The sequence below is a fragment of the Sanguibacter suaedae genome (assembly GCF_016342785.1).
GTDB classification, from domain to species: domain Bacteria; phylum Actinomycetota; class Actinomycetes; order Actinomycetales; family Cellulomonadaceae; genus Sanguibacter; species Sanguibacter suaedae.
The window spans coordinates 85,023-103,380 of the sequence record NZ_JAEINH010000002.1 but is presented as its reverse complement, the minus strand read 5'-3'; the positions used below and the strand labels follow the sequence as shown (position 1 = coordinate 103,380).

16 protein-coding genes are annotated in these 18,358 nt (G+C 71.1%); 8 read left to right on the top strand and 8 right to left on the bottom strand.

Features of this window, described 5'->3' with window-relative positions; translation table 11 throughout:
• Window positions 1–59: 59 nt before the first annotated feature.
• The 3 genes from JAV76_RS02760 to JAV76_RS02750 all read right to left on the bottom strand — a co-directional run bounded on the left by JAV76_RS02760 (window position 60) and on the right by JAV76_RS02750 (window position 4,212).
• A complete protein-coding gene (locus JAV76_RS02760) occupies window positions 60–1,202 on the bottom strand; it encodes an arabinan endo-1,5-alpha-L-arabinosidase (protein WP_198732502.1) in 1,143 nt (380 codons plus the stop codon).
• Between the two features lie 88 nt (window positions 1,203–1,290).
• On the bottom strand, window positions 1,291–2,808 hold the full coding sequence (arfA, locus tag JAV76_RS02755) for an arabinosylfuranosidase ArfA (RefSeq protein ID WP_198732501.1): 1,518 nt from the start codon (window positions 2,806–2,808) through the stop codon (window positions 1,291–1,293).
• A 48-nt stretch (window positions 2,809–2,856) separates the two neighbouring features.
• The gene (locus JAV76_RS02750; protein ID WP_230401776.1) at window positions 2,857–4,212 is read right to left on the bottom strand and encodes a glycoside hydrolase family 27 protein; all 1,356 of its coding nucleotides are present in this window, start codon (window positions 4,210–4,212) and stop codon (window positions 2,857–2,859) included.
• A 341-nt stretch (window positions 4,213–4,553) separates the two neighbouring features.
• Between JAV76_RS02750 and JAV76_RS02745 the strand changes: the two genes are divergently transcribed.
• The 5 genes from JAV76_RS02745 to JAV76_RS02725 all read left to right on the top strand — a co-directional run bounded on the left by JAV76_RS02745 (window position 4,554) and on the right by JAV76_RS02725 (window position 10,124).
• Window positions 4,554–5,903 carry an ABC transporter substrate-binding protein gene (locus JAV76_RS02745; RefSeq protein ID WP_198732500.1) on the top strand — a complete coding sequence of 450 codons (1,350 nt, stop codon included), beginning with the start codon at window positions 4,554–4,556 and terminating at the stop codon, window positions 5,901–5,903.
• Window positions 5,904–6,067: 164 nt separating this feature from the next.
• On the top strand, window positions 6,068–7,060 hold the full coding sequence (locus tag JAV76_RS02740) for a carbohydrate ABC transporter permease (protein WP_198732499.1): 993 nt from the start codon (window positions 6,068–6,070) through the stop codon (window positions 7,058–7,060).
• A gap of 14 nt (window positions 7,061–7,074) precedes the next feature.
• Window positions 7,075–8,013, top strand: a complete 939-nt coding sequence (locus JAV76_RS02735; protein WP_198732498.1) for a carbohydrate ABC transporter permease — start codon at window positions 7,075–7,077, stop codon at window positions 8,011–8,013.
• 11 nt (window positions 8,014–8,024) lie between these two features.
• Window positions 8,025–9,365 (top strand): arabinan endo-1,5-alpha-L-arabinosidase, encoded by a 1,341-nt coding sequence (locus JAV76_RS02730; protein WP_198732497.1) that lies wholly within the window; start codon window positions 8,025–8,027, stop codon window positions 9,363–9,365.
• A gap of 57 nt (window positions 9,366–9,422) precedes the next feature.
• The gene (locus JAV76_RS02725) at window positions 9,423–10,124 is read left to right on the top strand and encodes a YesL family protein (RefSeq protein WP_198732496.1); all 702 of its coding nucleotides are present in this window, start codon (window positions 9,423–9,425) and stop codon (window positions 10,122–10,124) included.
• Between the two features lie 9 nt (window positions 10,125–10,133).
• Here the strand turns inward: JAV76_RS02725 and JAV76_RS02720 are convergent, their stop codons facing one another.
• Complete coding sequence (locus tag JAV76_RS02720; protein ID WP_307843954.1) at window positions 10,134–11,153, bottom strand: LacI family DNA-binding transcriptional regulator; 1,020 nt, start codon at window positions 11,151–11,153, stop codon at window positions 10,134–10,136.
• Window positions 11,154–11,325: 172 nt separating this feature from the next.
• Complete coding sequence (locus JAV76_RS02715; protein WP_003792170.1) at window positions 11,326–11,424, bottom strand: 30S ribosomal protein bS22; 99 nt, start codon at window positions 11,422–11,424, stop codon at window positions 11,326–11,328.
• A gap of 290 nt (window positions 11,425–11,714) precedes the next feature.
• Here JAV76_RS02715 and JAV76_RS02710 point away from each other — a divergent pair, with 290 nt between their 5' ends.
• Window positions 11,715–13,490: a glycoside hydrolase family 9 protein gene (locus JAV76_RS02710; RefSeq protein ID WP_198732495.1), complete on the top strand. Its 1,776-nt coding sequence runs from the start codon at window positions 11,715–11,717 to the stop codon at window positions 13,488–13,490.
• Here the strand turns inward: JAV76_RS02710 and JAV76_RS02705 are convergent.
• The 3 genes from JAV76_RS02705 to JAV76_RS02695 form a co-directional block, all read right to left on the bottom strand.
• Complete coding sequence (locus JAV76_RS02705; RefSeq protein WP_198732494.1) at window positions 13,480–13,686, bottom strand: helix-turn-helix domain-containing protein; 207 nt, start codon at window positions 13,684–13,686, stop codon at window positions 13,480–13,482. The genes JAV76_RS02710 and JAV76_RS02705 overlap by 11 nt on opposite strands.
• A 124-nt stretch (window positions 13,687–13,810) precedes the next feature.
• Window positions 13,811–14,998 carry an acetoin utilization protein AcuC gene (locus JAV76_RS02700; protein WP_198732493.1) on the bottom strand — a complete coding sequence of 396 codons (1,188 nt, stop codon included), beginning with the start codon at window positions 14,996–14,998 and terminating at the stop codon, window positions 13,811–13,813.
• A gap of 75 nt (window positions 14,999–15,073) precedes the next feature.
• Entirely contained in the window at window positions 15,074–16,093 is a 1,020-nt protein-coding gene (locus JAV76_RS02695; RefSeq protein WP_198732492.1) for a LacI family DNA-binding transcriptional regulator, read from the bottom strand.
• 188 nt (window positions 16,094–16,281) lie between these two features.
• On the opposite strand from JAV76_RS02695, the gene JAV76_RS02690 reads away from it, so the two are divergent.
• Both JAV76_RS02690 and JAV76_RS02685 read left to right on the top strand, forming a co-directional pair.
• Window positions 16,282–17,658, top strand: coding sequence for a TrkH family potassium uptake protein (locus JAV76_RS02690; protein ID WP_198732731.1), 1,377 nt, complete (start codon window positions 16,282–16,284; stop codon window positions 17,656–17,658).
• Window positions 17,651–18,334 carry a potassium channel family protein gene (locus JAV76_RS02685; protein ID WP_198732491.1) on the top strand — a complete coding sequence of 228 codons (684 nt, stop codon included), beginning with the start codon at window positions 17,651–17,653 and terminating at the stop codon, window positions 18,332–18,334. Before JAV76_RS02690 ends, JAV76_RS02685 begins: the two co-directional genes overlap by 8 nt.
• The last annotated feature ends 24 nt before the right edge of the window (window positions 18,335–18,358 follow it).

The following is an 18,358-nucleotide window of genomic DNA, read 5'->3' as shown; positions in this document are numbered from 1 at the left end:
GGGGGTTCTCGGCTTCCTCGCCTCGAGCGGATCGGGTGTGGAACGTGCAGGGCGCGGCGTCAGTCCTCGGCGGCGGCCGCGAGCTCTGTGGCGGTACGGGCGACGGGCCAGCCGTCGTCGGTCCACGCGAGCTCGCGGACGGCGAGCCGGAAGTCGCCGCCGAGCGCCTCGTCGTAGAAGTGGAACGCCAGGCGTCCCGCCGACACGGACTGACCGCCGGGACCGATCATGGCACCGTCCGTCGCCAGCAGCGACGTCCCGCCGTCCTCGAGGAGCGGCACGCCGTCGGCGTCCACGTACGGACCCGTGACGGACTCGGAGCGGCCGACCGCCATGTTGTACGTGCTGTCCGTGCCCTTGCAGCACGAGTCGCGCGAGAACAACAGGTAGTACCAGCCGTCCCGCTCGAGGACGTACGGGGCCTCGATGGCGTTGTCCCCGAACCCGCGGTCGGCGAGGTGGACCGGCTCGGCCGTCCCGGCCGGCTCCTCCGGCGTGCTCCCCACGGGCTTGCCCGACGGCCACTCGAGCTCGACCATGAACAACCCGTCCCAGAACGACCCGAAGGCCATCCACGGTGTGCCGTCCGCGTCCTCGACGATCCCCGGGTCGATGGCGTTGTAGGGAGAGGAACCGTCGGAGCGCCACACCTCGCCCTGGTCCTCCCAGCGGTAGTCGGGGTCGTCCGGGTCCAGGGTGGGGCTGGTGTAGAGCCCGATGACCGAGGTGTTCGACCCGAAGGTGGACGCCGAGAAGTAGAGGTAGTAGGTGCCGTCGTGCTCGTACACCTCGGGCGCCCAGAAGTTGTCGACCCCCTGGACCGCCTCGCGCGCCCAGTACGGCTCGTCCGCGGGCGTCCATACCTCGCCGACGTACTCCCAGGTGGCTCCGGCGTCCGTGGAGCGGCGCACCTGGGGCGCCCCGAGACCGACCCGCCCGTCGCCGGTCGAGTAGACGTACCAGACGTCGTCGGACTCGTCGTCCGTCCCCTGGCCGTCGACGACGAGCGCCGGGTCGTGGGTGCGGACGTCGCCGCCGACCTCGAGGGCCGTCGCGGCCGGGCCCACGTCGGCGTCGTCCGCGTCCGTCCCTCCTGCGCACCCCGCGAGGAGCGCGGTGAGGGCGAGCACGGACACCGCCCTGCGGGACGGGCGGGGCGACGCACCCCGGAGGGCGCTGCGGGTTGTGCTGGGGCGGGGCATGACGTCTCCTTCGACGACTACGCGGACGGCGGTCGGTCGGTGCGCGGGCCGGCTGCCCGCACACCGACCGGTGTGGTGGAGGATCAGGTCAGCCGAGCCGGACCATGGTCCAGGAGACGGGCGGGACCTCGACGGTGAGGATGCCGTCGACGACCTCCGCGGTGTCGTTGATCCGCGGCAGCACGGACGTGTCGTCGTCGGCGGTGGCGAACCACGTGTGGTCCGGGTTGGACAGGGTGGTGGACTCGACGACCTCGAGCGCCCCTCCCGCCGCGGTGAGCGCCCGCACGTCGACGGTGAGGCCGACCGTCTCGGTGAGCGACCGGTTCACCGCGAAGAGCGCGACCGCGCCGGTCTCCGGGTCACGGGTGGCGACGGCGTCCACCACGGGCACGTCGCCGAAGCGGGCGGTCCCGTAGGTGGGGGCGTCGATCCCCACCTGGAGGACGTCACCCACGGCGTGACGCGACGCCTGGGCGAACGGGTGGAAGGTCGTCTGCCGCCAGCTGCGCCCACCGGGCTCGGTCATGATCGGGGCGATGACGTTGACGAGCTGCGCGAGCGACGCCGCGTGCACGCGGTCGGTGTTGCGCAGCAGGGAGATGAGCAGGTTCCCCACGACGACGGCGTCGGCCACGTTGTACCGGTCCTCGAGGAGGACGGGCGCGACGGGCCAGTCGTCGCCCTTGGGCGGGACGGACTCGGCTCGCTTCTGGTACCAGACGTTCCACTCGTCGAAGGAGATGTTGATGCGCTTCGTGTGTTTGCCCGCGGCGCGCACGTAGTCGGCGGCCGCGGTGACGGACTCGATGAAGTGGTCCATGTCCACCGCGGACGCGAGGAACGACGCGAGGTCGCCGTCCTCCTCCCAGTAGTACGCGTGGGCGGAGATGTGGTCGACGAACTCGTAGGACTCCTGCAGCACCGTCGCCTCCCAGGACCCGAAGGTCGGCATGTCGGACGACGACGACCCGCAGACGACGAGCTCGATCGTCGGGTCGATCATCCGCATGGCGCGCGCGGTCTCGGTGGCGAGGCGCGCGTACTCCTCAGCGGTCTTGTGGCCGATCTGCCACGGGCCGTCCATCTCGTTGCCGAGGCACCACATCTTCACGCGGTAGGGCTCCTCGTGGCCGTTGGCCCGGCGCATGTCGGAGAAGTGGGTGCCGCCGGGCACGTTGCAGTACTCGAGGAGGTCGAGGGCCTCCTGGATGCCGCGGGTGCCGAGGTTCACGGCCATCATGGGCTCGACGCCCGCCTTGCGCGCCCAGTCCATGAACTCGTCGACGCCCACGAGGTTGGGGTCGGAGGAGTGCCAGGCGAGGTCCAGGCGGGTGGGGCGCTGGTCGCGGGGGCCGATGCCGTCCTCCCACCGGTACCCGGAGACGAAGTTCCCGCCCGGGTAGCGGACGGTGGAGATGCCGAGCTCGCGGGTCATGTCGATGACGTCGCCGCGGAACCCGTTCTCGTCGGCGGTGGGGTGCTCGGGGTCGTGGATGCCGGTGTACACGCACCGGCCGAGGTGCTCGACGAACGACCCGAAGGTGCGACGACGGACCGGACCGACGGTGAACGCGGGGTCGAGGGTGAGGGTGACGGGAAGCATGGTTCTCCTAGCGGTACGTGCTGGGTCGTCGGTGGTGGTCGGGACGTGTCAGTGCTGCGACGTCGTGCCCGGGTGGTCGGCGCGCACGAGGCGGACGCCGTGCGCCGGGACGTCGAGGACGAGCTCGGCCTGGCTGGTGGTGGGTCCCTGGGCGGGAGTCGTGGTGACGTCGTCCCCTGTCCACAGCTCGGTGCCGCGGCTCCCCGGGACGGTCGGGAGGCCGACGCTCGACGCCGGGAGGCGGACGGTGGTCGGCTCGTCACCCGTCCAGAAGACGGCGACGTACCGCGCGCCGTCGGCGCCACCGGACGTTCCACGGGCGGTCCAGACGACGAGGTCGCCCTCGCGGAGGACCTCCTGGCCGTCGGTGGAGTGCTGGAGGAGCTCGATCAGGTCGCGGTGCGTGAGCATCGCGATGGTCCCGGGGTCGGTGGTGGGAAGATCGCCGCCCATCATGAGCGGGGAGCGGGAGACGCACCACAGGGTGAGGAGGGTGCGCTGCTCGTCGCCGGTGAGCCGGGACGGGCGGTCCTCGCCGCGCTCGGCCCGGATGCCGATGCGTCCGAGGGGCAGCATGTCGGCGTCGGCCCACGCCCCGGGGCGCTGGTGGGGTGCCCAGCGGGCCATGCGCGTGAACTGCGCGCGGACGTCCTCCCACCGGTCCCAGAGGTCGTCGGAGACCCGCCACATGGTGGCGTTCTCCCGCAGGTGGGGCAGGTGCGCGGTGGACAGGTGCGTCCCTGGGGACAGACTGAGGACGACGGGTCGACCGCCGCGTGCCGGGCTCGCGACGGCCCGCTCGATCGCGCGGGCGTAGGCCGCGATCTCGGCGTCGTGGTACGGCGCGAGCATGTCGTCGGCCTTGATGAGGTCGACCCCCCACGCGACGAGCTGAGCCACCTGGGAGTCGTAGTACGCCTGGGCGCCGGGGTGGCTGTGGTCGAGACCGTAGTTGTCGGGGTTCCAGGAGCACACGGACGACGTGTCGGCGACGTCGCGGGCCGTCGAGGACGTGCCGAGGACGGGCAGGTCGAGCTCGACCGCGCGCCTGGGGATGCCGCGCATGACGTGCACGCCGAGCTTGAGACCCAGGGCGTGCACGGCGTCGGCGAGCGGCCCGAAGCCGGCACCGGCCGCGGCGGAGGGGAAGCGGTTGACGGCCGGGACCTGGCGGCCGTACCCGTCGAGCTCGACGGGCGGTGAGTCGTTGTACCCACCCGCGCGTGCGGTCGGTTCGTACCACTGGATGTCGACGACGACCGTGTCCCAGCCGGCGTGGAGCATGTGCTCCGCCATGAACTCGGCGTTGGCCAGCACCTCGGCCTCGGTCACCGTGGTGCCGTAGCAGTCCCAGGAGTTCCACCCCATGGGTGGTGTGGGGGCGACCTCGGGTCGGGTCGTCATGGCTCAGCTCCTTCGCCGGCATCTACAACGTTGTAGACGGATCATGCCCCAGCCCTGAGGGCGTCGTCAACACCTCGGACACGCTCTGCGGCGGCGAGGATCTCCGTCGTTGAACGTTCGTGACCTTGTCGCCTTGACCGAGCGACCTCCCGTGTGTCACCTTGTCTCCAACGATGTAAATCGGAGAGGTCAAGGACGACCCTGACGCCCTGTGTACCGTCCCCCGAGGACGGCATGAACTCCTCCCGACCGCAGCACTCCGTGGTGCTGCGCCGGGAACCGAGTGGCACGAAGGACCAGCCAGACCTCGCACATCCCACTGGGAATCGAGAGGATCCGTGATGAAGAAGTCACGTCTGACGTCCGCCGTAGCGGGCACCGTGATCGCCGCCAGCATGCTCGTGGCCGGCTGCTCCGGCAGCGCGAGCGACGACGGCACCAAGAAGCTCACCTTCATGTTCCGCGGTGGCGAGGACGAGAAGGCCGCCTACGAGAAGGCCGTGGCGGCGTTCGAGGAGGCCAACGACGTCGAGGTCGACATCATCGTCACCACCGCCGACGACTACAACACCAAGCTCAAGGCGGCGATCACCGGCCGCCAGGTCCCCGACGTCTTCTACATCGCCCCCGGTGACGTCCAGGGCTACGTGAACAACGGCGTCGTCAAGGACATCACCGAGTACGTCGAGAGCTCCGACACGATCGACCTCGAGAACATCTGGGAGTACGGCGTCGACAGCTACCGCTTCGACGGCACGCTCCAGGGCCAGGGCTCCATCTACGCCCTCCCCAAGGACGTCGGACCGTTCTCCTTCGGGTACAACAAGACGATGTTCGAGGAAGCCGGCATCCCGCTGCCCGACCCGGACCAGCCCTACACGCTCGACGAGTTCGTCGACGTCGCCAAGCAGCTCACCAAGGACACGAACGGCGACGGCAAGCTCGACCAGTGGGGCACCGGCCTCAACGTCCAGTGGAACCTCCAGCCCTTCGTGTGGGGCAACGGTGGCGACTGGCTCAACGAGGACCGCACCGAGGTCACCGTCGACACCCCCGAGTTCGCCGAGGCCCTCCAGTGGTTCGCGGACCTGCAGAACGTCGAGGGCGTGACGCCGTCCGTCGGCGAGGCCCAGACGCTCGACACCTACCAGCGGTGGATGAAGGGGGAGATCGGCTTCTTCCCCGTCGGCCCGTGGGACGTGAGCACCTACGAGGAGCTCGACTTCGACTGGGACCTCATCCCCTACCCCGTCGGTGACAACGGCGAGACCTCGACCTGGATCGGGACGCTCGGCATCGCCGTGTCGAACTCGACGAAGCACCCGGAGGAGGCCGTCGAGCTCGCGGAGTACCTCACCGCGGACGTCGACGCCCAGCAGACCCTCATCGACGCCGGGATCCAGATCCCGAACCTCAAGGACATGGCGCAGGAGTGGGTCGACGACTCCGAGACCAAGCCCGCGAACAAGCAGGAGTTCCTCCAGATCGTCGAGGAGTACGGGCGGGCGCTCCCCGCGAACAACACGTACAACGGCGAGTGGTACGACGAGCTCTTCACCAACATCCAGCCGGTCCTCGACGGCAAGGTGACCGCCGCCGAGTACCTCAAGGAGGCGCAGCCGAAGATGCAGGCCTTCCTGGACGACGCGAACGCCCAGGCAGAGCAGGCCGCTGCCGCCAACGGCAACTGATCCGCACCGGGCCGTCACGGCCCGGACCACCCGCACCACCCCGGTGCGCCCGGCCCGGCGCCCGGCGCACCGGGACCACCCCGCCGCCGCCCCCCCCCCGGTGGCCCCCCCCACCCCGCCGGCCCCACCGGTCCCACCGCTCGACGCACTCGAGGGAGACTGCGATGGCGCACCCCAGCGCTGAGACACGCGCACGAACCGCCGCACCGGCCACCGCGCCCGCCGGCACGAAGCCCACGGACACCGCGGGCACGACACCGCCCGCGCGCCCCAGGCGCTCCAGGCTCCACCGCCGTGAGCACCGGGTCGCGCTCGCCTTCGTGGCCGTGCCGCTCGTCGGCTTCCTCCTGTTCACCCTGTACCCGCTGGCCTACTCGATCTACGCGTCGATGACCAGCTGGAACGGGTTGAGCGACCCGCAGTTCATCGGGCTCGACAACTTCACACGCATGTTCGGCGACCCCTACTTCCTCAAGTCGCTGTACAACACGTTCTTCCTCATGATCGGCATCCCGATCGGGCTGGTGCTCGCCCTCACCCTCGCGCTGGCCCTCAACCGCAAGATGGCCGGCACCACGTTCTTCCGGACCGTCTACTACATCCCCGTGATCTCGTCGCTCGCCGCGATCGCCATCCTGTGGCAGTGGGCCTACAACGGCGACTTCGGCCTCGTGAACCAGGTCCTCGCGATCTTCGGGATCGACGGACCCAACTGGCTCATGGACAAGGACACCGTCAAGCCCGCCCTGATCATCATGGCCGTCTGGAAGGGCCTCGGGTACTCGATGCTCCTCTACCTCGCCGCGATCCAGTCGGTGCCCCGGTCCCTCTACGAGGCCGCCGCCCTCGACGGTGCCAACGCCTTCCAGCAGTTCCGCAGCATCACGCTCCCGATGGTGCGACCGGTGACCTTCTTCCTCGTCGTGACGAGCGTCATCGCCGGCTCGCAGATCTTCATCGAGATCAACATCATGACGCCCACCGGCGGACCGGAGTTCAGCTCCGCGACCATCGTCTGGTACATCTGGCAGAAGGCCTTCGAGAACCTGCAGATGGGGTACGCCTCCGCGATGTCGGTCGTCCTCGGACTGATCGTCTTCGTGATCACCGCCATCCAGTTCCGGGTGAACGCCCGCAACTCGTTCTCGATCGACTGAGCGGGGTACGGAAAATGACCACCAACATCACGCCCCAGGCCCAGACCGTGGCCCCCGTGAAGAAGATCCCCGGCGGCCTCTCCCGCGGGAAGGGCAACACCGCGCGAGGCGGGGGCATGAAGAGCCGCTACCGTCTCGGCAACATCCTCACGACGATCGCCCTGAGCATCGGGGCCGTCATCATGATCGCCCCCCTCCTGTGGACGCTCTCGTCCTCCCTCAAGACCCGCGAGGGCGTGTTCTCCCTGCCGCCGCAGTGGATCCCCGACCCCTTCGTCTGGGACACCTACGTGCGCATCTGGTCCGCGGGGCCGCTGCTCAGCGGTATCAAGAACAGCCTCATCGTCGCCGGTTCCGTGACGATCATCGGCACCGTCTTCTCCGCGCTGGCCGCATTCGCCTTCGCGAAGCTCCGCCTCCCCTTCAAGAACGCCCTGTTCCTCGGGCTCCTCGCGGGCCTCATGATCCCGTTCCCGACACTCATGATCCCGCAGTTCATGATGTTCTCGCGGATGGGCTGGGTGGACACCCTGCTCCCGCTCATCGTGCCGTTCGTCTTCGGCAACATCATCATGATCTTCTTCCTGCGGCAGTACCTGTCGAGCGTCCCGGACTCGATCATCGAGGCCGCGAAGATCGACGGCGCCGGGTACCTGCGGATCTTCGGCAAGCTCATCGTCCCGCTCATCAAGCCCGCCATCGCGGCCCAGTTCATCCTGTGGTTCATGGCCGTGTGGAACGACTACCTCGCGCCGATCATCTACCTCAACTCCCCGGAGAAGCAGACGCTCCAGCTGGTCATCGCGAGCTTCAACGCGCAGTACGCGATCCAGACCGACTACCCGCTCATCATGGCGGCGTCGTTCGTGGCACTGCTGCCCGTCCTCGTCATCTTCCTCATCTTCCAGCGTCAGATCATCGAGTCCGTCGCGCTCACCGGCGCCAAGGGCTGAGAGGCATCAGCATGACCACCACCTCCCAGGGCGGAGCCCTGCCCTCCACCGGTCCTCGACCGACCACCGACGCCCCGGGCTGGAGCGCCCGCCACGCGCACGACCCCACGGTCGTGCGGGCCGACGACGGCACCTACGTCATGTTCTGCACGGACGCCCTCGCCGGCGGCACACCCGAGGCCGGGGTGCACGTGCGCACCTCCACCGACCTCGTCACGTGGACGTGGCACGGCACCGCGCTCGGCTCCGTGCCTCCGGAGGCCCGCGAGTGGACCGGGGCGCCCGGGCTCTGGGCGCCCGAGGTCGTGCGCTGGAGCGACGGCCGGTTCCACATGTACTACTCGGCGTCGACGTTCGGCTCGAACACGTCGGCGATCGGCCTCGCGGTCGCCGACGACCTCCTCGGCCCCTGGGAGGTGCGTGACGTCGTCGTGCGCACCCGCGCCGGGCAGGACACCCAGAACGCCATCGACGCCGCCGTGACCTGGGACGCCGACGGCGCCCCGTGGTTCACGTACGGCTCGTTCTTCTCGGGGATCCACACCCTGCGCCTCGACCCCGTGACCGGCCTCGCGGCCGAGCCGGGCGACCTCGGCACCTGCATCGCCCGCCGCCCCGACAGCGTCGAGGCGGCCGTCGAAGGCGCCTTCGTCGTGCGCCGTCGGGGCGACGGCGACGGACCGGACCGCTACGCGCTCTTCGTGTCCTACGACTCGCTGTTCTCGACGTACAACGTCCGGGTCGCCGTCTCGGAGCACGTCACCGGGCCCTACGTCGACCGCGCGGGGAACGTCATGACGGACGTGGACCTCCCGCCCGACGAGGTCGGCACACGCGTGCTCGTGGGTCACCGGCTCACCGGTGGACCGACCTGGCTCGCGCCGGGGCACAACTCCGTGCTCAGCATCCCCACGGCCACCGGCACCGCGGACCTCATGGTCCACCACGTGCGCTCCGGCGACGACGCCACCCAGCACACCGCACAGCTGCGCCGCGTCGTGTGGACGCGCTCGGGCTGGCCCGCGGTCTCCCCCGAGCCGTACGCCGGCGAAGGCCTCTCCCCCGTGGCGCCCGGGATCGACCTCGGCCTGACCAGCGGGCCGCACCTCATCGGCACGTGGGACGTCCTCGACCTGCGCAGCACTCCGCAGGTCACCGCGGTGGGCCCCGTGACCGCCTCGCAGCTCGTGGAGCTCGCCTCCGGCGACCTCACGGACCTCGGTGCGGACGACGTGGTCGTGTTCCCCTCGCGGGACCAGGTGACGGGCGCGGACACCCTGTCGTTCGCGGGGTACACCGCCGACGGGACCGCCCTCTCCGGGACGCTGAGGACGGCCGCGCCGGGCGCGTAGCCTGACCCCGTGCGGTCCCGGCGCCCGGGGCCGCAGCCGTCGTCACGAGGAGGACCTGTGGACGAGCTCGGGTGGGCCGGACGCGTCATGATCATGCTGCGGTACGCCACGCAGCTCGTCGCGGTGAACCTCCTGTGGGTGCTCGGCACCCTCGCCGGCGGCGTCGTGCTCGGGGCGTTCCCCGCGAGCCGGGCCGCCACCCGGCTCCTCGAGGCGCTCCGTCGGCGCACGCCCTCGCAGTCGCTCCTGCGGGACTTCTGGGACGGCTACCGGACCGACTTCCTCCGCACCAACCTCCTCGGCGTCCCCTTCTGGGTCGTCGGGGCGCTGGCGGTCGTCGACCTCCAGGTGTTCCGTGCCGCGGCCGACGCGGGCGAGCGGGGCGCGACGCTGCTCCTCGTCCCGTTCGTCGTGGTCCTCGCCGTGACCGGGGTCGCCCTGGCGTTCCTCCTCGCGGTCCTGCTGCGGTTCCGCGACGGGGCCCGCGCCACGTGGCGGTTCGTCTTCGTCGCCCCGTTCCTCTCACCCGGCACGTCGGTCGCGATGGTCCTCTCGCTCCTCGCGTTCCTGGTGCTGACCTGGCAGTGGCCGGTGGTCGTCCCGCTCGTCGGATTCTCCGGCCCGCTCCTCATCGCCACGTGGCTCGCCGGGCGCCGTGTCGAGACGCTCACCGGCGACGGCGACCTGCTCGCCGACCCGCTGCTCGTCCCGGAGGAACCCGCGCAGGACGTGCCGTCGGCGAGCGACGACCCCCGCTGAGGACTGCGCCTAGCGAGCAGCCCCCGTCGTGGACTCGCGGACGACGATCTCGTAGCGTGCCACGACCTCGACGGGAGGGCGGGGCGACCTGCGGTTCTCGATCTGCTCCCCGAGGAGCCGCACCGCGGTCCGGGCGATCTCCTCGCGGCCGGGCGAGACCGTCGAGAGGGGTGGTGCCGCGTAGCGCGCCTCGTCGATGTCGTCGAAGCCGATGACGGCGATCTGGTCGGGGACGGCGATCCGACGTTCGTGCAGGGTGTGGAGGGCACCCAGCGCCAGGGCGTCGTTGAGAGCGAAGACGGCGTCGATCTCCGTCCCGGAGTCGAGCATGCGGCGCATGGCCTCCGCGCCGTTGGCCCGGTGCCACAGGCCGGACTCGCCGATGAGGTCGGGGTCGGACTCGATGCCCGCGTCCTCGAGGGCCATGAGGTACCCCTCGGTCCGCAGCCGCGCCGAGCCCACCTGCTCGCCCTCGTGGGCGCCGATGAGGGCGATGCGTCGGCGCCCGAGACCCACGAGGTGCGCGGTGGCAGCGCGGGACGCCTCGACGTTGTGCATGGTCACGTGGTCGTGCCCCGACCCGAAGATGCGCTCGCCCAGGAGCACGACGGGGAAGTCCACGTCGAACGCCGAGCGGTCCTCGGGCCCCAGCTCGAGGGGGGAGAAGATCAGGCCGTCCGTGAGGTGCTTGCGCTTGCCGGAGAGGACCTCGAGCTCGCGGTCTCGGTCGGCACCGGTCTGCTCGATGAGGACGGTGAGGCCCGCGTCCTCGGCGGCGCGGATCACGGAGTCGGCGAGCTCGGCGAAGTACGGGAGGCTGAGCTCCGGGACCGCGAGGCAGATCATGCCCGTCCGCCCGGACCTGAGGTTCCGTGCGGAGACGTTCATCTGGTAGTCGAGCTCTTTGATCGCCGCGAGGACGCGGTCCCGGGTGGTGTCGCGGATGTACGGGTACCCGTTGACGACGTTCGAGACCGTCTTGATGGAGACGCCCGCCAGCTTGGCGACGTCGTGCATCGTTGTAGACACGTGCGCTCTCCCCTTGCACCCTGGACCCCGGTGACCCTCAGCGCTGAGGATACCGCGGAATGGCCGCGCTCCCACGCTCCGCTCGGCCACGTCACCCGCTGGAGCCCGGCCTCTGCCCCGGAGACGACTCAGGCCCGGTCGAGACCGGGCCCGGAGGCGTTGCGTGTGGTGCTTACTTCTTGTTGCGACGCTGGTGACGCGTCTTGCGAAGCAGCTTGCGGTGCTTCTTCTTGGCCATACGCTTGCGGCGCTTCTTGATGACGGAGCCCATGGGTCCTCGCAATGTTGATCGGGTCTGCTCGCGCAGCACGCCGCAGGACCGCTCAGAACCCTATGACTGAATGCCGTAGAACTACGAAGAGGTACACGTGACGCCCGCGCTCGGGAAAGTCCGACCCCAGCCTACCGCCTCCCGGACCTCCACCGCGACGCGAGCGGCTCGCGCCCCACGCGTACCGCGCTCGCACCACGCGTGACCTGTCCGGAATGCCCTGCTAGCCTCACGACGTCGATCACACCGGACCACCGGTCCGCGCCCCCCCCCACCTCGGAGGTCCCCACGTGCCGAGCGCCACCCGCGTCCTCGTCAACCAGGTCGGATACCTGCCGCACGGACCCAAGAGGGCGACCGTCGTCACGGACTCCGCGCTCCCCGTGTCCTGGCAGCTCGTCGACGCGAGCGGGTCGCCCGTCACCGGAGGGCTCGCCTCGCCGCCCCGCCACGACGCCGCGTCGGGCCTCACCGTCCAGGTCGTCGACCTCACGGACGTCACCGAGCCGGGCTCCGGGTACACGATCGTCGTCGACGGCGCCACGAGCCACCCGTTCGCCATCGACCCCGGGCTCTACCAGCGGTTGCGCTACGACGCCCTCGACTTCTTCTACCTCGCGCGCAGCGGGACGCCCATCGACGCAGCCGTCGTCGGCGACCTCTACGCCCGTGCTGCCGGGCACGTGGGCGCCCACCCCAACGAGGGCGACACCGACGTCCCCTGCATCGGTCCGCGCGACTACTACGACGGCTGGACGGGCTCCTACCGGCTCGACGTCCACGGCGGCTGGTACGACGCGGGCGACCACGGGAAGTACGTCGTCAACGGCGGGATCGCGGTCGCCCAGCTCCTCGGCCTCTACGAGCGCGCCCTGCACGCACCGACGGGCGACCCCGACGCGCTCGACGACGGCACGCTGCGCATCCCCGAGCACGGCGACGGGGTGCCCGACGTCCTGTCGGAGGCCCGGTGGGAGCTCGAGTGGATGCTCCGCATGCAGGTGCCGGAGGGCGAGGCCCTCGCCGGCATGGTCCACCACAAGGTCCACGACGAGGGCTGGACGGGCCTCCCCATGCTTCCCGCCGACGACCCGCGCCCACGGTCGCTCCACCGCCCGTCGACGGCGGCGACCCTCAACGTCGCGGCCGTCGGCGCCCAGGGTGCCCGGCTCTTCCGTCCCTTCGACGCGGCCTTCGCCGACAGGCTCCTCGCCGCCGCGCGCAGGGCGTGGGACGCGGCCACGGAGCACCCCGACCTGTACGCGCCCGCCGCGGCCGGGCGCGACGGCGGCGGCCCCTACGACGACACGGACGTCACCGACGAGCGCTACTGGGCGGCCGCGGAGCTCTACCTCACCACCGGGGAGGACACCTTCCGGTCGGCCGTCCTCGACAGTCCCGGGCACACGGCGGACGTCTTCGGTGCCGCGGGCCCGGACTGGGGGTCGACGGGCGGCCTGGGCCGCATGGACCTCGCGACGATCCCCAACGATCTGCCCGGTCTCGACGACGTCCGTCGGTCCGTCGTCGAGGCGGCCGACCGCTACCTCGCCGTCCAGGCCGCGGAAGGCTTCGCGACCACCTACGCGGGCGTGGACGGGCACTACGGCTGGGGCTCGACCAGCATGGTCGCCAACACGCTCGTGGTGGTCGGCACGGCCTTCGACCTCACGGGAGACCCCGTGTACCGCGAGGCCGTCCTCGAGGGGATGGACCACCTGCTGGGTCGCAACGCCCTCGGCCGGTCCTACATCACCGGGTACGGCAGCGTCTCGTCGACCAACCAGCACAGCCGGTGGTTCGCCCGGTCCCTGGACCCGGCGCTCCCCCCACCGCCGCGCGGGTCCCTGGCCGGCGGACCGAACTCGCTCGTCGAGACGTGGGACCCGGTGATGCTCGCGGCGCTCGACCCCGAGGCCGCCCCGCAGACGTGCTACGTGGACCACGTCGAGTCGTGGGCGTCCAACGAGATCACCGTGAACTGGAACTCGGCGCTCGCGTGGGTGGCGTCCTTCGTGGCGGACCAGGGATCGGGCGCGGGCGCGCCCGCCTGGCCTACGAGCTGAGCTCGCCCCGGTCGATGACCGACGCCTCGAGGTACTGGTCGAGGGCGGCCTGGGGGACGCGGTAGGACTTGCCGACCCGGACCGCGGGCAGCTCACCGGCGTGGACGAGGCGGTACACGGTCATCTTCGACACGCGCATGGCGTCGGCCACCTCGGCCACGGTGAGGAACTGGACGCGCGGCGTCTCCGGAGTCATCGATGGAACCCTCTTGTCGATCCGAGTGCGAGCACCTCGCCCGTCCTGGGGGCCAGCCTAGGGCGTGGCGACGGCAGGGGGAACCGTCTCCACGGGCGAAGCGCCCGTCGCCGGCGGCCGGGACTCAGACGTCCAGGCTCACGTCCACGCCGAGGAGCGGGAAGGCCGCCTGCCGGGTCGCCCGGACCGCGCGGTCGACGTCGGAGCCGGGGTCGTAGCCCGCGCTCCACGGCCGGAACGTCACCCGTCCCTCGAGGTCGGAGAGACGGGCGGGAGGCTCGTGGTCGAGGACCTCCTCGACGTGGGCGCGCCAGTCCGCGGGCGTGGGGGCCAGGGGGTCCAACGGTCGGTGCTGCGCGATGGCGAGCACGTGGCACCACACGACGGGGACGACGTCGACGACCGCGTACCCTCCGCCCCCGAGGGCGACCCACCGCCCGTCGGCGACCTCGTGCGCGAGGTCGTGCACCCAGGCGGCGGCCTGCCGTTGCGCGTCGACCGCGACGTCGAGGTCGCTCAGCACGTCCTTGCCGTGGGCGTCGCAGCCGTGCTGGGACACGACCACCTGGGGCGCGAACGCCCGCAGCGCGTCCGGGACGACGGCGTCGACGGCGCGCAACCACCCGCCCGCACCGGTCCGAGCAGGGAGGGCCACGTTGACGGCCGTCCCGGGGGCGTGCGGTCCGCCGGTGTCCGTGGCGTGACCGGTCCCGGGGAAGAGCGTGGCGCCGCTCTGGTGGACGGACACCGTGAGGACCCTCGGGTCGTCCCAGAAGACGGCCTCGACGCCGTCGCCGTGGTGGGCGTCGAGGTCGACGTACGCGACGCGCTCGACGCCCGCCTCGAGCAGACCGCGGATGGCCACGGCGGCGTCGTTGTAGACGCAGAAGCCCGAGGCCGCCCCGGACATGGCGTGGTGCATGCCGCCCGCGACGTGCACGGCGTGCAGCGCGGTCCCGGCGCGGACCGCCTCTGCGGCCGCGACCGTCCCGCCGACGATGCGCGCCGCCGCGTCGTGCATCCCGCGGAAGACGGGGTTGTCGTCGGTCCCGAGCCCCAGGCGTGCGTTCTCCGTGCCGCGCTCGGACGCGTCGCGCACCGCGGCGACGTATGCCGGGTCGTGCACGGTGGCGAGGAGCGCGTCCGGTGCGGCGTCGGCCGCCGCCACGTCCACGTCGTCGTGGTCGAGAAGCCCCAGGGACCGGGCGAGACGGATGGTCAGGTCGAGCCGCAGGGGCGCCATGGGGTGCCCCGCTCCGAAGTCGTACCCGACGAGCTCAGGGCTCCACGCGACGTGAACTCGAAACGGCATGGTCCACCGTAACGCAGCAGGTCGCACGGCGCGGGGGCGACCGCGCCGGGGTGCGGTCGCGCTCCCACCCGCACCTCAGGTGCGGGGCGGGGCGGTGCTCTCACGGATGACGAGGCGCGGCGCGAGGGACGACGTCGTGCGCGCCGTCCCGGTGTCGACGAGCTCCATGAGCCGTCGCAGGAGCTGGTGCCCGAGCTCGGTGAAGTCCTGGTACACGGTGGTGAGGGCCGGGATGGTCACCGCGGCGAAGGGCTCGTCGTCGAAACCGACGACGCTCACGTCGTCGGGCACGGACCGCCCGGCCTCGTGAAGACCCCGGACGAGCCCGATGGCGAGCTCGTCGTTGCCGCACACGACGGCGGTGACGTCGTCACGCTCCGCGAGCACCAGCCCCACCTGCCGGCCGGACTCGGGCTCCCAGGACGCGGGGAAGATCTCGGGGACGTCGATGCCGGCCTCGCGCAGCGCGTCCTCCCAACCGAGCGTGCGTCCGAGCTGCGGCACGGCCTGCGGGAGCGACACGTGGTGGACGGTGCGGTGACCGAGGTCGAGGAGGTACCGCGTGGCGTCCCTGGCTGCGGTGCGGTCGTCGAGGAAGACGACGGGCGACGTCGCGGTCTCGTCGGCCATGGTCACGGCCGACACGACGGCGACGGTGTCGGGGAACGCGTGCCGGGCGCTCATGCCGGCCTCGTCGAACTCGAGGACGATCACGCCCGCGACGGGCTGCCCGAGCACGAGGTCCACCGCCGAGCGCACGGAGGCGTCGTCGGGGCCCTCGACGACGGTGATGACCGCGAGGTACCCGGCGGACCGGGCGGCCTCCTCGATGCCGTGGAGGGTCGCGGCGTACCCGTACCGCGTGGTGTTGCTCGCGACGATCGCGATCATCGACTGGCGCCCGCTCACGAGGGCGCGCGCGGCGGCGTTGGGCCGGTACCCGAGCTCGCGGATGGCGGCGAGGACGCGTTCGCGCTTCTCCTTGCTCACCGGGGTGGATCCGGTGAGGACGCGCGAGACGGTGGGGACGGACACGCCGGCCGCCCGTGCGACGTCGGCGATCACAGGGACCCGGGGCTGTGTGTGCTCGCTCACATACCCGAGGGTAGCGGGCGTCGCGTCCGACGGGTGCACCTTTCGTCCTGGTTCGCTGGGCCAGTGTCCTCGAAGCCCCTGCCGGCGGCATGCTCGCGTGCACCTCGAGGGCGTGGGCGGCCCGCACACCGGGAGGAGTCGTGGCAGAGTTCTGGGGTACGCGACGCCTGTCCGACGAGGGAGATCTGATGCCGTCACGGTTCTCCACACGCCTGTGGGCGGGTCGGGAGGTCGTCGACCGGATCGCCCGGCAGTCGCCGGCGCGCCTCGCGCTCGCCGTGTTCGCGAGCGTCATCGCGCTCTTCACAGGGCTGCTCTCCACCCCCTGGGCGACGGCCTCGGGCACCCGCGCGCCCTTCGTGGACGCCCTGTTCACCGCGACGTCCGCGGTGTGCGTCACCGGGCTCGTCACCGTCCCCACCGGGACGTACTGGTCAGGGTTCGGCCAGGTGATCATCCTCGTCGCCATCAAGGTGGGCGGACTGGGCGTCATGACCCTCGCATCGCTCCTCGGCATGGCGGTGTCGCGCCGCATCGGTCTCACGCAGCGCCTGCTCACCGCGTCGGAGACCAAGACGACGCGTCTCGGCGAGGTGGGATCGCTCGTCCGCGTCGTCATCATCACGTCGACCGCCCTCGAGGTGGCCATCGCGCTCCTCCTCTTCCCGCGCTTCCTCGTGCTCCACGAGGGGCCGGGAGAGGCGCTCTGGCACAGCGTGTTCTACGCCATCTCGGCGTTCAACAACGCCGGGTTCGTCCCGACTGCGGAGGGCCTCATGCCGCACGCGGGCGACTGGCTGCTCCTCATGCCGATCGTCGTCGGCGTGTTCGTCGGTGCCCTCGGGTTCCCCGTGATCCTCAACATCGCGCGCAACCGCACGCGCGTGAGCCGCTGGAGCCTGCACGCCAAGCTCACGGTCGTCACGAGCGGCATCCTCGTGGTGGTGGGCGGCGTCCTGTTCGCGGTGTTCGAGTGGGCGAACCCGGACACGATCGGTCCGATGTCGTGGTCGGAGAAGATCCTGTCGTCGATCTTCATGTCGGTGATGCCCCGGTCCGGCGGCTTCTCCACCGTGGACGTCGGCGAGATGCGCGAGTCGAGCTGGCTCATCACCGACGCACTCATGTTCGTCGGCGGCGGCAGCGCCTCCACGGCGGGCGGCATCAAGGTGACGACGCTCGCCGTCATGATGATCGCGATCGTCGCCGAGGCGCGCGGCGACCGGGACGTCGAGGCGTTCGGGCGGCGCATCCCCCGCGACACGCTGCGCCTCGCCGTGGCCGTGTCGTTCGTCGGTGCCACCGCGGTGCTCTCGTCGTCCCTGCTGCTCCTGGAGATCACCGGCTGGACGCTCGACGTCGTGCTGTTCGAGGTGATCTCCGCCTTCGCGACGGTGGGGCTCTCCACCGGGGTGACGCCGCTGCTGCCCGACGCCGGGAAGTACGTCCTCGTCGCGTTGATGTTCGTCGGCCGGACGGGCACCATGACCCTTGCAGCAGCCCTCGCGCTGCGCGACCGCCGCCGGGTCATCCGGCTGCCCGAGGAGAGGCCGATCATTGGTTGACAAGAGCGCACGCACCCCGGCGGAGACCAAGGACGCGGGTGTGCTCATCGTGGGTCTCGGCCGGTTCGGCTCGTCGATGGCCCTCACCCTCGACCGCCTCGGGCAGGACGTGCTCGCCGTCGAGCGCTCCCCCGGCCTCGTCGCCCACTACTCGGACCGGTTCCCCATCGTGGAGGCCGACGCGTCCAACCCGGAGGCCCTCGAGCAGCTCGGGGCGCGCGAGTTCTCCGTGGCCGTCGTGGGCGTCGGCACGTCCCTCGAGGCGTCCGTGCTCATCACCGGCAACCTCGTGGACATGGGCACGCCGCAGATCTGGGCGAAGGCGATCTCCGCGGAGCACGGCCGCATCCTCCAGCGCATCGGCGCGCACCACGTCGTCTTCCCCGAGGCCGATGCCGGGAACCGGGTGGCGCACCTCGTGTCGGGGAAGCTCCTCGACTACATCGAGGTGGAGGACGGCTTCACCATCGTCAAGATGCGACCCCCGCGCGAGACCCAGGGTTTCACCATCGAGCAGACGAAGGTCCGTGAGCGTTACGGCGTGACCATCATCGGTGTGAAGTCGCCGGGCCAGGAGTTCGTGTACGCGGAGCCGACGACGCGGATCTCGTCGAACGACCTCATCGTGGTGTCCGGCCACTCGGAGCTGCTCGAGCGGTTCGCCGCGCGTCCCTGACGCGTGCGGGGGCGGTGCCCGTGG